Origin of the sequence: Curtobacterium sp. TC1 (assembly GCF_019844075.1) — a bacterium.
In the GTDB taxonomy this organism is placed as follows: Bacteria; Actinomycetota; Actinomycetes; order Actinomycetales; family Microbacteriaceae; genus Curtobacterium.
Map to the genome: position 1 here is coordinate 1270835 of NZ_CP081964.1, position 15648 is coordinate 1286482.

16 protein-coding genes and 2 tRNA genes are annotated in these 15648 nt (G+C 69.0%); 12 read left to right on the top strand and 6 right to left on the bottom strand.

All coding sequences use genetic code 11. The annotated features are described in order from the left end of the window. The first annotated feature begins 12 nt into the window (after positions 1-12). The 5 genes from KZI27_RS07135 (at position 13) to KZI27_RS07155 (ending at position 5026) form a co-directional block, all read left to right on the top strand. On the top strand, positions 13-3033 hold the full coding sequence (locus tag KZI27_RS07135; RefSeq protein ID WP_222660207.1) for an alpha-mannosidase: 3021 nt from the start codon (positions 13-15) through the stop codon (positions 3031-3033). A gap of 28 nt (positions 3034-3061) precedes the next feature. Further along, positions 3062-3979 (top strand): endo-beta-N-acetylglucosaminidase H, encoded by a 918-nt coding sequence (locus tag KZI27_RS07140; RefSeq protein ID WP_222660209.1) that lies wholly within the window; start codon positions 3062-3064, stop codon positions 3977-3979. Between the two features lie 93 nt (positions 3980-4072). Then, positions 4073-4363, top strand: coding sequence for a DUF1905 domain-containing protein (locus KZI27_RS07145; RefSeq protein WP_123313456.1), 291 nt, complete (start codon positions 4073-4075; stop codon positions 4361-4363). Positions 4364-4472: 109 nt separating this feature from the next. Further along, positions 4473-4697: a hypothetical protein gene (locus KZI27_RS07150; protein WP_222660211.1), complete on the top strand. Its 225-nt coding sequence runs from the start codon at positions 4473-4475 to the stop codon at positions 4695-4697. After that, entirely contained in the window at positions 4694-5026 is a 333-nt protein-coding gene (locus tag KZI27_RS07155) for a hypothetical protein (RefSeq protein WP_222660213.1), read from the top strand. The genes KZI27_RS07150 and KZI27_RS07155 overlap by 4 nt, the downstream gene beginning before the upstream one ends. A 36-nt stretch (positions 5027-5062) precedes the next feature. Here KZI27_RS07155 and KZI27_RS07160 read toward each other — a convergent pair whose 3' ends face one another. Next, positions 5063-5449, bottom strand: coding sequence for a DUF3761 domain-containing protein (locus tag KZI27_RS07160; protein ID WP_261784221.1), 387 nt, complete (start codon positions 5447-5449; stop codon positions 5063-5065). Here KZI27_RS07160 and KZI27_RS20200 point away from each other — a divergent pair. Further along, positions 5364-5663, top strand: a complete 300-nt coding sequence (locus KZI27_RS20200; RefSeq protein WP_261784266.1) for a hypothetical protein — start codon at positions 5364-5366, stop codon at positions 5661-5663. The genes KZI27_RS07160 and KZI27_RS20200 overlap by 86 nt on opposite strands. A 506-nt stretch (positions 5664-6169) precedes the next feature. On the opposite strand, the gene KZI27_RS07165 is transcribed toward KZI27_RS20200, so the two are convergent. Further along, positions 6170-6240, bottom strand: a tRNA-Gly gene (locus tag KZI27_RS07165). 53 nt (positions 6241-6293) lie between these two features. Between KZI27_RS07165 and KZI27_RS07170 the strand changes: the two genes are divergently transcribed. The 5 genes from KZI27_RS07170 (at position 6294) to KZI27_RS07190 (ending at position 9582) form a co-directional block, all read left to right on the top strand. Further along, on the top strand, positions 6294-6605 hold the full coding sequence (locus KZI27_RS07170) for a hypothetical protein (RefSeq protein ID WP_222660216.1): 312 nt from the start codon (positions 6294-6296) through the stop codon (positions 6603-6605). Positions 6606-6661: 56 nt separating this feature from the next. Beyond that, positions 6662-6738, top strand: a tRNA-Pro gene (locus KZI27_RS07175). A 52-nt stretch (positions 6739-6790) separates the two neighbouring features. Further along, positions 6791-8098 carry a trigger factor gene (gene tig / locus KZI27_RS07180; protein WP_185021418.1) on the top strand — a complete coding sequence of 436 codons (1308 nt, stop codon included), beginning with the start codon at positions 6791-6793 and terminating at the stop codon, positions 8096-8098. Between the two features lie 168 nt (positions 8099-8266). Further along, a complete protein-coding gene (locus KZI27_RS07185; protein ID WP_123313459.1) occupies positions 8267-8896 on the top strand; it encodes an ATP-dependent Clp protease proteolytic subunit in 630 nt (209 codons plus the stop codon). Between the two features lie 26 nt (positions 8897-8922). Then, on the top strand, positions 8923-9582 hold the full coding sequence (locus tag KZI27_RS07190; RefSeq protein ID WP_027464696.1) for an ATP-dependent Clp protease proteolytic subunit: 660 nt from the start codon (positions 8923-8925) through the stop codon (positions 9580-9582). A 62-nt stretch (positions 9583-9644) separates the two neighbouring features. Here KZI27_RS07190 and KZI27_RS07195 read toward each other — a convergent pair whose 3' ends face one another. Both KZI27_RS07195 and KZI27_RS07200 read right to left on the bottom strand, forming a co-directional pair. After that, positions 9645-10304, bottom strand: a complete 660-nt coding sequence (locus tag KZI27_RS07195; protein ID WP_222660218.1) for a copper resistance protein CopC — start codon at positions 10302-10304, stop codon at positions 9645-9647. Next, a complete protein-coding gene (locus tag KZI27_RS07200; protein ID WP_222660220.1) occupies positions 10301-11029 on the bottom strand; it encodes a YcnI family protein in 729 nt (242 codons plus the stop codon). The genes KZI27_RS07195 and KZI27_RS07200 overlap by 4 nt, the downstream gene beginning before the upstream one ends. A gap of 236 nt (positions 11030-11265) precedes the next feature. Here KZI27_RS07200 and clpX point away from each other — a divergent pair, with 236 nt between their 5' ends. Beyond that, positions 11266-12546 (top strand): ATP-dependent Clp protease ATP-binding subunit ClpX, encoded by a 1281-nt coding sequence (gene clpX, locus KZI27_RS07205; protein WP_111084519.1) that lies wholly within the window; start codon positions 11266-11268, stop codon positions 12544-12546. Positions 12547-12750: 204 nt separating this feature from the next. On the opposite strand, the gene KZI27_RS07210 is transcribed toward clpX, so the two are convergent. Both KZI27_RS07210 and KZI27_RS07215 read right to left on the bottom strand, forming a co-directional pair. Then, positions 12751-14775: a M3 family metallopeptidase gene (locus tag KZI27_RS07210; RefSeq protein WP_222660222.1), complete on the bottom strand. Its 2025-nt coding sequence runs from the start codon at positions 14773-14775 to the stop codon at positions 12751-12753. 230 nt (positions 14776-15005) lie between these two features. Beyond that, the gene (locus KZI27_RS07215; protein WP_222660223.1) at positions 15006-15587 is read right to left on the bottom strand and encodes a TetR/AcrR family transcriptional regulator; all 582 of its coding nucleotides are present in this window, start codon (positions 15585-15587) and stop codon (positions 15006-15008) included. Between the last annotated feature and the right edge of the window lie 61 nt (positions 15588-15648).

The following is a 15648-nucleotide window of genomic DNA, read 5'->3' on the forward strand; positions in this document are numbered from 1 at the left end:
CTGGAAGGCTCCATGCACGACGACATCCCCCTCACCACCGGACGGGCCCGCCGGGTCCTCGACGAGCGGATCACGCCCGCGGTGCACGCCACCGCCGTGCCGCTGGAGACCGCGTGGCACGAACTGCCCGGTGAGCCCGTCCCGCCGACCGAGGGCCTGCAGCTCACCTTCGAACCGTACGAGGTCGGCACGCCCTGGGGTGCGGCCTGGGGGACGACGTGGTTCCGGCTGACCGGGACCGTGCCGACCGAGTGGGCCGGACGACGGGTGGAAGCGGTCATCGACCTCGGGTTCGACAAGAACATGCCCGGGTTCCAGTGCGAGGGGCTCGTCTACCTGGCCGACGGCACGCCGGTGAAGTCGATCAACCCGCGCAACCAGTGGGTGCTCCTCACCGAAGCAGCGGTGGGCGGGGAGACCATCGAGCTCTTCGTCGAGGCCGCGTCGAACCCCGTCCTGCTCGACTACCACCCCTTCCTGGTCACCCACGAGGGTGACATCCAGACCTCGTCGTCGAAGCGGCTCTACACCTCGCGCCGGATGGACCTCGCCGTCTTCGAGTCCGAGGCGCACGAACTCGCGCTCGACATCGACGTCCTGCTCGAACTGCAGGCAGAGCTGCCCGAGGGCCCACGGCGGATGCGGATCCTGCAGGCCCTCGACGACGCGCTGGACCGGCTCGACCTGCAGCACATCGCCGCGACCGCGGGTGACGCCCGCGCGGCGCTCGCCGATGTGCTCGCCGCCCCCGCCGAGGCCTCCGCCCACACGATCTCGGCGATCGGCCACGCCCACATCGACTCCGCGTGGCTCTGGCCCGTCCGCGAGACGATCCGCAAGGTCGCCCGCACCACCTCGACGATGACCGAACTCATCGACCAGACCGACGACTTCCTGTACGGCATGTCGAGCGCGCAGCAGTACGCGTGGATCAAGGAGCACCGCCCCGAGGTCTACGCGCGGGTGCAGGCCGCGGTCGAGGCCGGCCGGTTCCTGCCGATCGGCGGCATGTGGGTCGAGTCCGACACCGTGATGCCGACCGGCGAGAGCATCGTCCGGCAGTTCTCGCAGGGACAGCGGTTCTTCGAGCGCGAGTTCGGCATCCGACCCAAGGGCGTCTGGCTGCCCGACAGCTTCGGGTACTCGCCGGCGCTCCCGCAGCTCATGCGCCGCGCCGGCTTCGAGTGGTTCTTCACGCAGAAGATCTCGTGGAACCAGGTGAACAAGTTCCCGCACCACACGTTCCTGTGGGAAGGCATCGACGGCTCGCGGGTGTTCTCGCACTTCCCGTCGATGGACACCTACAACTCCCGCCTGTCCGGCAGCGAGGTCGCGAAGGCCTCCCGCCAGTTCCGTGAGAACCGGCTCGCCACGGGCTCGATCGCACCGGTCGGCTGGGGCGACGGCGGCGGTGGCACGACCCGCGAGATGACCGGCACGGCCGCACGCCTTGCCGACCTCGAGGGCAGTGCGAAGGTCCGGTGGGAGCACCCCGACACGTTCTTCGACCGCGCGAAGTCCGAGCTGACCGACCCGCCGGTGTGGGTGGGGGAGCTGTACCTCGAGCTGCACCGCGCCACGCTGACCAGCCAGCACGGCACGAAGCAGGGCAACCGCCGGTGCGAGCAGCTGCTCATCGAGGCCGAGCTCTGGGCCGCGACCGCCGCCGCCCGCAGCGACTTCGCCTACCCGTACGACGAACTCGACGCCCTGTGGCAGCAGGTCCTGCTCCAGCAGTTCCACGACATCCTGCCGGGCACCTCGATCGCGTGGGTGCACCGCGAAGCGGTCGCGAAGTACGCCGAGACGGCCGCGGCCCTGACCGCGATCATCGACCAGGCGCTCTCGGCGCTCGCCGGCACCGGACAGGCAGCCGTCGTCGTCAACCCGGCCCCGTTCCTCCAGGCCGGCGCACCCGCGCAGGGCGCGGTCCTGGCGACTGACGTGCCGGAAGCCACCGCCGTGACCCTGACCGAGCAGGACGGCGGGTACGTGCTGGCGAACGAGCTGGTGCGCGTCACCGTCACCGACCAGGGGCTCGTCACGAGCGCCGTCGACCTGGCGAGCGGCCGCGAGGCGATCGCTGCCGGACAGGCCGCGAACCTGCTGCAGCTGCACCAGGACTTCCCGAACATGTGGGACGCGTGGGACGTCGACCGGTACTACCGGAACCGGGTCGAGGACCTCGTCGCGGTGACGTCGCTCGACGCGTCCGTCGATGCCGACGGCGTCGCGCGCGTCGTCGTCTCGCGGGCCTTCGGCGACTCGACCGTGCGTCAGGAGATCACACTCGCGCCGGACTCCCGCACCCTCGAGTTCGACCAGACGACCGACTGGCACGAGACCGAGAAGTTCCTCAAGGTCGCGTTCCCGCTCGACGTCCGCGCCGAGCACACCGTCGCCGAGACGCAGTTCGGAGCACAGAAGCGGGTGACGCACACGAACACCTCGTGGGAAGCCGCGAAGTTCGAGACGTCGATGCACCGCTACGTGCTCGTGTCCGAGCCGGGCTTCGGTGTGTCGCTCGTGAACGACTCGATCCACGGGTTCGACACCACCCGCGACGCCGTCGACGGGCACGTCACCACCACCGTGCGGCTGTCGCTGCTGCGGGCACCGCGGTTCCCGGACCCCGAGACCGACCAGGGCGTGCAGACGCACCGGTACGGCATCGTCATCGGGACGGACCAGCTCGGGGCGACGGCGGCCGGCGTGCGGATGAACGCCGGAGTGCGGACCGTCACCGGGGCGAACGGGTTCGCACCGCTCGTGCGCGTGTCCGGCGGGGTCGTGCTGTCGAGCGTCAAGTTCGCCGACGACCGCTCCGGCGACCTGGTCGTGCGGGTGTACGAGCCGGTGGGGCGGCGGGGGACCGGGGCGATCGCCCTGTCCGAGGGCGATGGGGCCGCGTTCGGCACGGCTGCCGAGGTCACCCTGCTCGAAGAGCCGTTGGCCTCGGCCGGCACCGTCGACGCGTCCTCGTTCGCCGTCGACGCCTACGAGGTCCGCACCTTCCGCTTCCCACACAACTGAACGACCGACCCATTCAAGGAGGAATGACATGAAGAAGTCCATGAAGTTCGGGATCGTGGCGGCCATCGCCGCGATGGTGGCGGCACCGCTGGTGCCGTCCGCAGCGACCGCAGCACCGACCGCTGCTGCAGCCGCCGGCACTGCCGCCGCTACGAAGTCGGGGCCGACGAGCATCGCCTACGTCGAGGTCAACAACGACCAGCTCGCCAACGTCGGCCGGTACACGCTGTCCGGTGGGGCGAACGCCTTCGACGTCGCGATCATCTTCGCGGCGAACATCAACTGGAACGGCTCCAAGGCCGTCCTGGTCAACAACGACAAGGTGCAGGCGACGCTCGACAACGCAGCGACGCAGATCAGGCCGCTGCAGGCGAAGGGCATCAAGGTGTCACTGTCGGTCCTCGGCAACCACCAGGGTGCGGGCATCGCCAACTTCCCGACCCAGGCCGCGGCGTCGGACTTCGCGTCCCAGATCGCCGCCACCGTGTCGAAGTACGGCCTCGACGGGGTCGACCTCGACGACGAGTACTCCGACTACGGCGCGAACGGCACCCCGCAGCCGAACCAGCAGTCCATCGGTTGGCTCATCACCGCGCTGCGTGCCCAGATGCCCGGCAAGCTCATCTCGTTCTACGACATCGGCCCGGCGTCGTCCTCGCTGTCGCAGTCGAGCAGCACCATCGGCTCGAAGCTCGACTACGCCTGGAACCCCTACTACGGCACGTACTCGGCGCCGTCGATCCCGGGGCTCGGCAAGGACCGGTTGTCGGCTGCCGCGGTGGACATCCAGAACACCTCGCAGTCGACGGCGGTGTCGCTCGCACAGCGCACGAAGGCCGACGGGTACGGCGTCTTCATGACGTACAACCTGCCGGGAGGCGACAAGTCCGCCTACGTCTCGGCGCTGACGCAGAAGCTGTACGGGCAGGCCGCGTCGTACCGCTGACGCGTTCGCGCTGCCGTCGCACCGAGTGTGGAACCTCGCACGGAGTTCCGTCGACCTCGCACCGTGCGAGGGATGCGGCCGTACGATCGCCGCATGGAGCTCGAGTTCCGCGGCGAGGTCGTCGAGTGGCGCGGGCCGTCGCCGTTCTTCTTCGCCGTCGTGCCGCCGGACGCCGCCGAGGTCATCGCCGACCTCGCACCGATGCTCACCTACGGGTGGGGTGTGATCCCCGCCCGGGTGACGATCGGCGCCGTCACCTGGACCACCTCGTTGTTCCCGAAGGACGGCGGGTACCTCGTGCCCCTCCGTGCTGCCGAGCGTCGCCGTGCTCAGGTGGAGGTCGGCGAGGCCCCGCAGATCACGCTCGAACTCGGCGGCCCCTGACATTCCTCCACAGCTCGGGCAGGCGTGGAGCATGTCCACAGTGCTCGCAAGCGCGCCTCGGTGTCGCTGCCGTTCTCCCTACCGTCGAACGAGTGGAAGGGAGGTGGCGATGGTCGAGCGACCTCGACATCCGAAGAAGGACATCGAACGCGTCATGCGTGTTGCGGAGTCGCATGGTTGGCGGTTCGCGAAGGGGAAGAAGTACTACAAGGCGTACTGCCCCTGCGGCGAGCACCTGCACACGGTCCACGTGACGCCGTCGAACCCCTGGTACGTTGTGCATCTGAAGTATCGGTTCGAGAGAACAGGCTGCTGGGACAGGAGGAGCTCATGACGAACTACATCGTGCGCGTCGAGTGCGCAGCACAGCTCGAGGCAGCGGACGACCTCCGCGCCGAGCTCACGGCGGACTTCGACGTCATCGCGGACGCGCTCTTCGATCTCGACGACGTCCACGATCAGGACCTGGCCGTCGACATCGCGACCGGCACCCTCAACTTCTCGATCGGGGTCGTCTCGGACGACGAGTTCGGTGCGCTCGACCGTGCGCTCGGGGCAGTCCGGACTGCGCTGCACGCCGCTGGGCGCGGCACCCCTGGTTGGGAGCGGCAGTACCGGATGCTGCGACAGGAGGTCGACGAAGAGCCGATCGGCGCGCTCTGACAACCGAGCATCGGCGCCGCTACCAGCAGGCATGCGTCACAGCCAGACGGCGACGCCTCCGTGCCCAGAGCAGGTTCCTCGTCGCGACTGGCTGAAGCTGTAAACGCCGTCGACGCACTTGGCTGTCGCGCCAGCGGGCGCACTCGAAGCCGCTTCTGGTCGACAGACCGTTGCTCCCGCCGCGTTGACGTAGGTGCCGTTCGTACACGTCGGGGCCGCGGGAGCGGCAGGTGCTGCGGGGGCAACGTAGGTCCCGACCGTGGTGACCTGCGTCACCGGCGGCGTCGTGACGCGTTCGCTCCGCAGAACACGGTCGGTTTCCACACCGTCCGTGTACGTGACGAGGTACGTCTTCGTGTTGACACCGCGGACCCCGGGCGTCGTCACTGAGGTCGTGCCCTGGGCCAGGGTCGAGCTCTGCACCGTCGTCGAGCCGAACGCGATCCGTGAGGTCTCCGTCACCGCCTTGGTCGTGACCATCGGCGTGGGGGTCGGCGTCGGCGTGGGCGTCACCGTGCGTGTCGGTGTCGGTGTCAGTGTCGGAGACGTCTTCGGCTTCGCGGCCACCGTCGTGCTCGGAGTCGTCGCGGCGACGACCTGTGCCGGTGCGTCCGGCAACGGGTGGGTCGCCCCGTAGGCGGAGGTGGATCCGATCAGTGCGGCGAGAGCGATGCCGGCACCGATCGCGGCAGTAGCGCGCTTCCTCGGGATCCGGAGCCACGTCGAGCGGCGGAAGGCGACGGCGTAGAGCGTCGTGGGCAGGACCACGAGCGCGATCATCATCAGCATTCCCCAGACTCCGCTCGATGCGAGGCCGGCGAGTGCGAGGACGGCGGTTCCCACGATGCCGATCCACGTGATGATCGGTACCCGTCGACGGGGACGTGGCGCACGTGGGCTTGTGGTCTGGCGGGGGTTCGGCACTGAGCTCCTTGGCATGACGAGGACCGCTCAAGTGTCGCGGAAACAGCTCCGCCGCCCCATCCCCAGTTCAGGGTGGTGCCGAAATGCACGGTGCGCCCGTGTTCGCTCCGTGCGGAGTTGATCGCTCGGTGCGCCAGAACGACCTCGCACCGAGCAACCCACCGTGCACGGACTGAAGAACACCGCTCCGTGCGGGGACAGCAGGTAGGGGAAGAAGAGAGGGGATGACGGGAATCGAACCCGCGTGGCCAGTTTGGAAGACTGGGGCTCTACCATTGAGCTACATCCCCGCGCTGCGCACGTGTCGCAGCCCGACCATCGTAGCGGACGAACGAGTACCGACATGCCACCCCGTGTGATGCTCCCGCCGACCGACGCCGGTGCACGGCGGATCAAGCGGTCGCGGGTGGTCTCGTACGCGCTGGTGGTCCTCGCCGCGATCGTGTTCTCGATGCGCCCGGACCTGTTCGGCGATCCGCAGTCGCAGCCCGCGCACGCCCTGCTGCACGTGTGGCGGATCGTCGTCGGGATCGTGCTCGGGGTGGCTGCGCTCGGGGTCCAGGTGGCGGTCGGGGTGCAGTGGCGGAAGGGCCTGCGACGCGCTGTGGAACACGACGACGTCCCTCCCGGGAACCGCCCGGCCCCGGACCGCTAGACTCATCGGCGTCGCGTGCGCCCTTCGGCGTGCGCGAACACCCTGGCCCAGTCAAACGGGGCGTAGCTCAGCTTGGTAGAGCGCCCGCTTTGGGAGCGGGAGGTCGCAGGTTCAACTCCTGTCGCCCCGACCAGGTCCTCGAGAACCATCGACCACACGAACGTCAACCAACAGGAGAACATCCCGTGGCCACCAGCACCGTCGACAAGGTGAGCGACACCCGCGTCAAGCTCACCGTGAACGTGACGCCGGAAGATCTCAAGCCGAGCATCGACCACGCGTACAAGCACATCGCCGAGCAGATCAACATCCCCGGCTTCCGCAAGGGCAAGGTCCCGCCGGCGATCGTCGACCAGCGCGTCGGCCGTGGCGAGGTCCTGAACCACGCCGTCGGTGACGCCATCGACAACTTCTACCGCCAGGCGGTCGAAGAGCAGGAGCTGCGCATCCTCGGCCGTGCCGAGGCCGACGTCGCCGAGCTGCCGAACCTCGCCGACTTCGCCGGCGACCTCGTCCTCACCTTCGAGGTCGACGTGCGTCCCGAGTTCGACCTGCCGGACTACTCCGCCTACGAGCTCACCGTCGACGCCGTCGAGGTGTCGGACGACGAGATCGAAGAGGAGCTGCAGAACCTGCGCACCCGCTTCGGCACGCTCGTGACGGTCGACCGTCCGGCGAAGACCGGCGACTTCGCGCAGATCGACCTGACCGCGAGCATCGGCGACGACGAGGTCGACTCGGCCACCGGCGTCTCCTACGAGATCGGCTCCGGCGACCTGCTCGAGGGCATCGACGAGGCGCTCGAGTCCCTGACCGCCGGTGAGTCGACGAACTTCGAGTCGAAGCTCGTCGGTGGCGACCGCGAGGGCGAGACCGCCCAGATCGCCGTCACCGTCACCGCCGTCAAGGAGCGCGAGCTGCCCGAGGCCGACGACGAGTTCGCGCAGATCGCCAGCCAGTTCGACACGATCGACGAGCTCAAGGCGGACCTGAAGGAGCAGATCGCGAAGTCCAAGACCTTCGGTCAGGGTGCCGCGGCTCGCGACAAGCTCGTCGAGAAGCTCATCGAGGACGTCAACATCCCGATCTCGGCGCAGCTCATCGAGGACGAGGTGCACCGTCACCTCGAGCAGGAGAACCGCCTCGAGGACGACGAGCACCGCAAGGAGGTCTCGGAGTCCAGCGAGACGGCCTTCCGCTCGCAGATCCTCCTCGACTCGATCGCCGAGAAGGAAGAGATCCAGGTCTCGCAGGAGGAACTGACCCAGTACCTCATCCAGGCTGCTGCGCAGTACGGCATGGAGCCGGCCGAGTTCATCAAGGTCATCGACCAGAACGGCCAGATCCCCGGCATGGTCGGCGAGGTCGCCCGTTCCAAGGCCGTCGCGACCGTCCTGTCGAAGGTGACCGTCAAGGACACCAACGGCGACGCCGTCGACCTGTCCGCCTTCACGGCGGGCGTTGCGCAGGCTCCTGCTGAGGACGCCGAGTAACGATCTCGACGCCACCAGAACGACGGACGGGAGGCACGGTGCCAGCTGGCACCGTGCCTCCCGTCTCGTATTTCCGCACCACCGCATTGCTGTCGGCGAACACACGCGAAGTGGTGCGTTGCAACCGATAAGTTCGACAACAAGCGACAACTGAACGGGAGCTTTTCCATGGCCGAAGCAACACTGAACCCCAGTGTTTTTGACCGCCTTCTGAGAGACCGGATCGTGTGGCTCGGCTCCGAGGTCCGCGACGACAACTCGAACGAGATCGCAGCCAAGCTGCTGCTGCTCGCCGCCGAGGACCCTGAGAAGGACATCTACCTCTACATCAACTCGCCCGGTGGTTCGATCACCGCCGGCATGGCGATCTACGACACGATGCAGTTCGTCCCGAACGACATCGTCACCGTGGGCATCGGCCTGGCCGCGTCGATGGGACAGTTCCTGCTGTCCTCCGGCACGCCGGGCAAGCGCTACATCACGCCGAACGCCCGCGTCCTGCTGCACCAGCCGTCCGGCGGGTTCGGCGGTACCGCTGCCGACATCCAGACGCAGGCCAAGGTCATCCTCGACATGAAGCAGCGCATGGCGGAGCTCACGGCCGAGCAGACCGGCAAGTCGATCGAGCAGATCCTCAAGGACAACGACCGTGACAACTGGTTCACGGCGCAGGAAGCGCTCGAGTACGGCTTCGTCGACCACCTCCGCGCCTCGAGCGCCGAGGTCATCGGTGGCGGCGGCACCGTCGCCGACGGCGAGACGCCCACCAGCGCGGCCGACCCCGACGCCCAGTCCTGATCCCCACCGAAGAAAAGGAAACGAGAATGCATCTCCCAATGCTCGGTGGCGCGCAGAACGTCCCGGCTCCGTCCAATCGGTACATCCTGCCGAGCTTCGAGGAGCGCACGGCCTACGGCTACAAGCGCCAGGACCCGTACGCGAAGCTCTTCGAGGACCGCATCGTGTTCCTCGGTGTCCAGGTCGACGACGCGTCGGCTGACGACGTCATGGCCCAGCTGCTCGTGCTCGAGTCGATGGACCCGGACCGCGACATCGTCATGTACATCAACTCGCCCGGTGGCTCGTTCACCGCGATGACCGCGATCTACGACACGATGCAGTACATCCGTCCGCAGATCCAGACGGTCTGCCTCGGCCAGGCTGCCTCGGCCGCGTCGGTGCTCCTCGCCGGTGGGACGCCGGGCAAGCGTCTGGCCCTGCCGAACGCGCGCGTGCTCATCCACCAGCCCGCGACCCAGCAGGGTGGCGGTCAGGCGTCCGACATCGAGATCCAGGCCGCGGAGATCCTCCGCATGCGCACCTGGCTCGAGGAGACGCTGTCCAAGCACTCCAACAAGACGCCGGAGGAGATCAACCACGACATCGAGCGCGACAAGATCATGTCCGCGCAGGAAGCCGTGGAGTACGGCCTGATCGACCAGGTCCTCACCAGCCGCAAGAACCTGCCGGCGCTCGTCAAGTAGCACCAGCAGGAACGACGAAGGCCCCGCACCGATCGGTGTGGGGCCTTCGTCGTGCAGCGGCGTCAGTCGTCGGCGTCGTCCGTCTCGGGCGCGGGGCGGCGCCGCAGGAGCAGCAGCACCGCGACGACCGCGGCGACGAGGACGACGCCGCCGGCACCGATCCAGAGCGCGTCGGTCGCGGCTGAGTCGGTGTCGCCCGAGGCGGTGCCGGTGGTGGCGGCCTCGGTCGAGTCGTCGCCCGCGGTGGCGCAGGTCGGCGGCGTCGACGATCCCGTCGCGGCCGAGAACCCGGACGGAGCCTTCCACGTGAAGGGGTACTCGTCGGAGACGGTGTGGCCGTCGGCGGAGACGATCTGCCACTCGACGGTGTACTCCCCGGAGTCGCCGAGCGCGGCGGGCGTGGTCATCGAGGAGCCGTCGACGGCGACGCAGCCGTCCTCGTAGTACTTCCCGTCCGGACCCACGACCCGGAAGGCGAAGCCCGACCCGGAGTCGCCGATGTCGAGCAGCTTGTCGTTCGTGGTGATCTCGAACGTCTTCGGCAGCGCGGTGAGCGTGCCGTCGACCTCCGGTGTGGACGCGATCAGGTAGTTGTGCGCGCTGGCGGGCCCCGCGAGCCCGAGGACCGCACCGCCCGCGATCGCGACGGCCGCGGCGGACCCGGCCACGAGCCTCCGGGCAGAGGACCGCAGTCGCGTCCGACGCGAGCCGCGCTGCGTCACTTGGCGGAGCTCCTGCGGCGCGTGCCGGCGACGGCGACGACCAGGGCGACGGCACCGAGGACCAGGCCGCTCAGGCCGAGGAAGCGGCCGACCAGGTCGGGGTCCGCGGGGGCCGTCGAGCCGGCTGCGGCCTCGGCGGTCGGCGTGGCGGCGACCGGGTCGCCGTCGTCGTCCGTCGCCTCGGCGGCGGTCAGCGTGATCGAGGGGGCCGGGTGCTCGGGCTCGGCTTCGCCGGCCTGCTGCTCCTGGTTCCACTCGACCGAGCCCTTCTCGCAGGTCTGGATCGCGGGGAACTCGACGAGGTCGCCGGCCTTGCCGTCGGGCAGTGAGAAGGACAGCGCGAAGGTGTCGCGCTCGTCGGCGGGGAGCGGGGTCTTCGCGGTGTAGGTGATGCTCGTGACGCGCTCGGCCTCGTCCTCGGCGTGCTCACCGTCGGCCGCGGCGGAGGGGCTCGTGTACGGCTCGGTCGCCTTCGTGATCTTCCAGTTCGGGTTCACGGTCGGGGTGACCTCGATGACCGACTCCGGCACCTGGAACTCGATCTTCGTGGTGGGGGAGCCGTCGCAGCCGTGCGGGACCGAGAAGGTCGCCGTGGTGTACGAGTTCGCGGCGGTCGAGGTGGCCGTCGCGGACACGTGCGCGCTGGCTGCGCCGGCGGTGCCGAGGACGATGACGGCCACTGCTCCGAGGGTGACGACGCCGCCGGCGGCGAGACGCTTCTGCATGGGGATCCTTCGGGGGTTGGTTCGACGGGGTTTCTACAACTTGTAGAGACGACGGGATCACGGTAGCAGGCCCGAACGCCCTGGGCGAACGCGCACGCGAAATCCCGCGGCGCCGCACGGTCGGTGTCACCGGTTGCGGTTAGGCTCGTGTCCACGACGAGGTGCCCACCAGCAGCGGTGCACCAGCGGCCGGTGCGAGCGCGCGGGCCGGCATGTCCAACCAGGGAGGCACGGCAATGGCACGCATCGGAGAGAGCGGGGACCTCCTCAAGTGCTCCTTCTGCGGCAAGAGCCAGAAGCAGGTGCAGCAGTTGATCGCCGGTCCGGGTGTCTACATCTGTGACGAGTGCGTCGAGCTGTGCAACGAGATCATCGAGGAGCGCCTGGCCGAAGCCGGCGAGGACACCTCGAGCGGTGACTTCGAACTGCCGAAGCCGCGCGAGATCTTCGACTTCCTGCAGGAGTACGTCATCGGGCAGGACCCGGCGAAGCGCGCCCTCGCCGTGGCCGTCTACAACCACTACAAGCGCATCCGGGCACAGGGGCAGATCACCGCTGCCGAAGACCGCGACGACATCGAGATCGCGAAGTCGAACATCCTGCTCATCGGTCCGACGGGTTGCGGCAAGACCTACCTGGCGCAGACCCTGGCGAAGCGCCTCAACGTGCCGTTCGCCGTCGCCGACGCCACCGCCCTGACCGAGGCCGGCTACGTGGGCGAGGACGTCGAGAACATCCTGCTCAAGCTGATCCAGGCCGCCGACTACGACGTCAAGCGCGCCGAGACCGGCATCATCTACATCGACGAGGTCGACAAGATCGCCCGGAAGGCCGAGAACCCGTCGATCACGCGTGACGTCTCGGGCGAAGGCGTGCAGCAGGCACTGCTCAAGATCCTCGAGGGCACGGTCGCCTCCGTCCCGCCGCAGGGTGGTCGCAAGCACCCGCACCAGGAGTTCATCCAGATCGACACGACGAACGTCCTGTTCATCGTGGCCGGTGCGTTCGCCGGGCTCGAGGACATCGTGTCCTCGCGCGTCGGCAAGCGGGGGATCGGCTTCGGGGCGCCGCTGCACAGTGCGACCGACCACCAGGACCTGTACTCCGAGGTCCTGCCGGAAGACCTGCACAAGTTCGGCCTGATCCCCGAGTTCATCGGTCGTCTGCCCGTCGTCACCACGGTGTCGCAGCTCGACCAGGCGGCGCTCATGCAGATCCTGACCGAGCCGAAGAACGCGCTGATCAAGCAGTACCAGCGGATGTTCCAGATCGACGGCGTCGAGCTCGAGTTCGACCAGGGAGCGCTCGAGGCGATCGCCGACCTGGCCGTGCTGCGCCAGACCGGTGCCCGCGGCCTGCGTGCCATCCTCGAAGAAGTGCTCGGCCCGGTGATGTTCGACGTCCCCTCCGACGACGACGTGGCTCGCGTGGTGATCACCCGCGAGTCCGTGCTCGAGAACGCCGCGCCGACCATCGTGCCGCGGCCTCGGGCGAAGCGCGTCGAGAAGTCGGCGTAGCGCTCCGGAACGCCACGAGGGCCCGCACCGTTCGGTGCGGGCCTTCGTCGTGGTGGGGCGGTCGGCGCGGTGCGCGGGTTGATGTCTGGTTCTTCCCATGACGGCTGCGATGGAAGATGAGATCGGGCGTACCTGGTCGAAAGTTCCGACCAGGTACGCCCGATTCGACCAGGTACGCCCGGAAGCGCCCGCCCCCGCGGCGCCCTACTCCAGCCCGCGGCGCCGCAGCAGCGGCCCGACCTCGGCGTCACGGCCGCGGAAGTCGCGGTATGCCTCGAGCGGGTCCTTCGAACCACCGACGCCCAGCAGGAGCGAAGCGAACCGCCTGCCCGCGGACCGGTCGAGCCCGCCGTTCTCGCGGAACCACTCGACCGTGTCGGCGTCGAGCACCTCGGACCAGATGTACCCGTAGTACCCGGCGTCGTACCCGCCCGAGAACGTGTGCGCGAAGTACGTCGACGAGTACCGCGGCGGAACGGCCTCGACGGCGATCCCGGCCGACTCGAGTGCCGAGCGTTCGAAGTCCTCGACGGACGTCACCGCGGCGGCCTCTGCGGCGGAGAGGCGGTGCCACGCCTGGTCGAGCAGCGCTGCGGCCAGGTACTCGGTCGTGCCGAAGCCCTCGTTGAAGCCCTCGGACTCGCTCAGGCCCAGGACGAGCTCGGGCGGCAGCGGGGCACCGGTCTCGTGGTGCTTGGCGTAGTTCGCCAGGACCGACGGCCACGACACCCACATCTCGTTCACCTGGCTCGGGAACTCGACGAAGTCGCGTTCGACGTTCGTGCCGGAGAAGCGGGGGTAGGTGGTGCGGGCGATGAGGCCGTGCAGCGCGTGGCCGAACTCGTGGAAGAGCGTCTCGACCTCGTCCTGGATGAGCAGCGTCGGCGACCCGGGTGCCGGCTTCGCGACGTTGAGGTTGTTCACCACGACGGGCAGCGTGCCGAGCAGCTCGGACTGCTCGACGACGGGGTTCATCCAGGCGCCGCCGCGCTTGCCGTCGCGCGTGTAGAGGTCGAGCAGGTAGAGCCCGACGGGCTCGTCGTCGTCGCCGGTGACCTCGAAGACACGGACCTCGTCGTTGTAGCCGTGCAGGTCCGGACGCTCGGTGAACGTCAGGCCGTACAGCGCTCCGGCAGCGTGGAAGACGCCGTCGTGCAGGACCCGGTCGGCCTCGAAGTAGGGCCGGAGCGCGGAGCTGTCCGCGGCGAACTGCTCTCCGCGCAGGATCTCGGTGGCGTACGCCCAGTCCCACGACTCGATGTCGAACCCGACGGTGCGGGACCGGACGGCTCGCTCGTCGTCGGCGTTCCGTGCCGCGGCGCCGACGAGCGACGACAGCAGCCCGTCGACGGCCTCGGGGGTCTTGGCGGTCTCGTCGGCGGTGACGACGGCGGCGTGGTTCGGGAACCCGAGCAGTTCGGCACGCTCGGCCCGCAGCCGCACGATGCGCAGCAGCACCTCGCGGTTGTCGTACTGGTTCCCGCGGCGACCGCGGGCGAGCGAGGCCTGCATGATCCGCTCGCGCAGGTCGCGGTTCGCCAGCGACGGCAGCCACGGGTGTCCGGTGTAGAGCGGCAGCGTGATGAGCCACCCCTCGAGCCCGCGGTCGGCGGCGGATCCGGCGGCGGCGGACTTCGCACCGTCGTCGAGGCCCTCGAGCTCGGCCTCGTCGGTCACGTGCACGGCGGAGTCGTTGGTGTCCTCGAGCAGGTTGCGCTCGAAGGTGGTGGTGAGCGTCGACAACTCCTGGTTGATCGCGGTCAGGCGCTCCTTGCCGGCGTCGTCGAGTCCGGCGCCCGCCAGGGTCATCTCGGCGTGGGTGCGCTCGACCAGTCGGAGCGCTTCGCCCTCGAGCCCGGCTGACTCGGCGCCGTCGAGCACGGACTGCACCCGGGCGTAGAGCCGCGAGTCGAGCGTGATGGCGTCGCGGTGGGCGGCGAGCAGCGGCGAGATCTCGGCTTCGAGGTCGTGCAGCTCCGGCGTCGAGTCCGCCGACGACAGCGTGAAGAACACGTGGCTGACGCGGGTCAGCAACTGCCCGGAGCGCTCGAGAGCGATGAGGGTGTTCTCGACCGTCGGTGCGTGCGGATCGGTGGCGATGGCCTCGACCTCGGCGCGCTGCTCGGCCATGCCGGCCTCGAAGGCCGGCCGGTAGTGCTCGAGTCGCACGTCGCCGAAGGGCGGCAGTGCGTAGGGGAGGGTGCTCGGGACGTCGAACGGAGTTGCCATGGTCACCACACTACGGACGTCGCGCCGTGACGGGACGGACGGGAGGCCCGTGGCGGCCTTGCCCCGCGCCTCCCGTCCGCCCTGTGGGTGCGTTCCTTCCCATCGCGACCGGCCTGGAAAGCGGAATCGGGCGTACCGGGTCAGAAGAAACGACCCGGTATGCCCGAACCGACCAGGGACCCGGTATGCCCGAACCGACCAGGTACGCCCGGAACGACCAGGTTCGCGCGTCAGCGGGTCGCGGCGTCGATCAGCGTGGCAGCCGCACGGCGGGCGTGCGCGGCCGGCGCCGTGGTGCCGGCGATGGCGGCAGTGGTCTGCGCGCCCTCGGCCAGCAGCGCGAGCTGGGCGGCGAGTTCCTCGGCGCGCTCCGGATCGGTGACGACCTCGGCGGTGAGTTCCTGCACGAACCGCTGGAACGAGTCCTTGTGCTCGCGGGCGATCTCGGCGACCGCGGGCGACGTGGCCCCGAGCTCCCCGAAGGCGTTGATGAAGCCGCAGCCACGGAAGGTGTCGTCCCCGAACCACGACTCGAGGAAGTCGTACACGGCGAGCAGCTTGTCGCGCGGGGTGGTGGCGGCCTCGACCGCGCCGTGCACGCCGCGCTCCCACAGGTCGTGGCGCCCGGACAGGACGGCCGCGATGAGCTGCTCCTTGCCGGGGAAGGCCGCGTAGAGCTTCTTCAACGAGACACCGGCGCCGGTGCGGATCTCGTCCATGCCGACCGACTGGATGCCGCGCGCGTAGAACAACTGGTCCGCAACGTCCACGATGTGTGCGCGGACGTCCGGCTCGACGGTGCTGGTTGCCATGACGTACCCCGTTCGCTGTGTGTTCACCGTTCCCGAGTTGCGCCGGGAACGATCGTTCTCT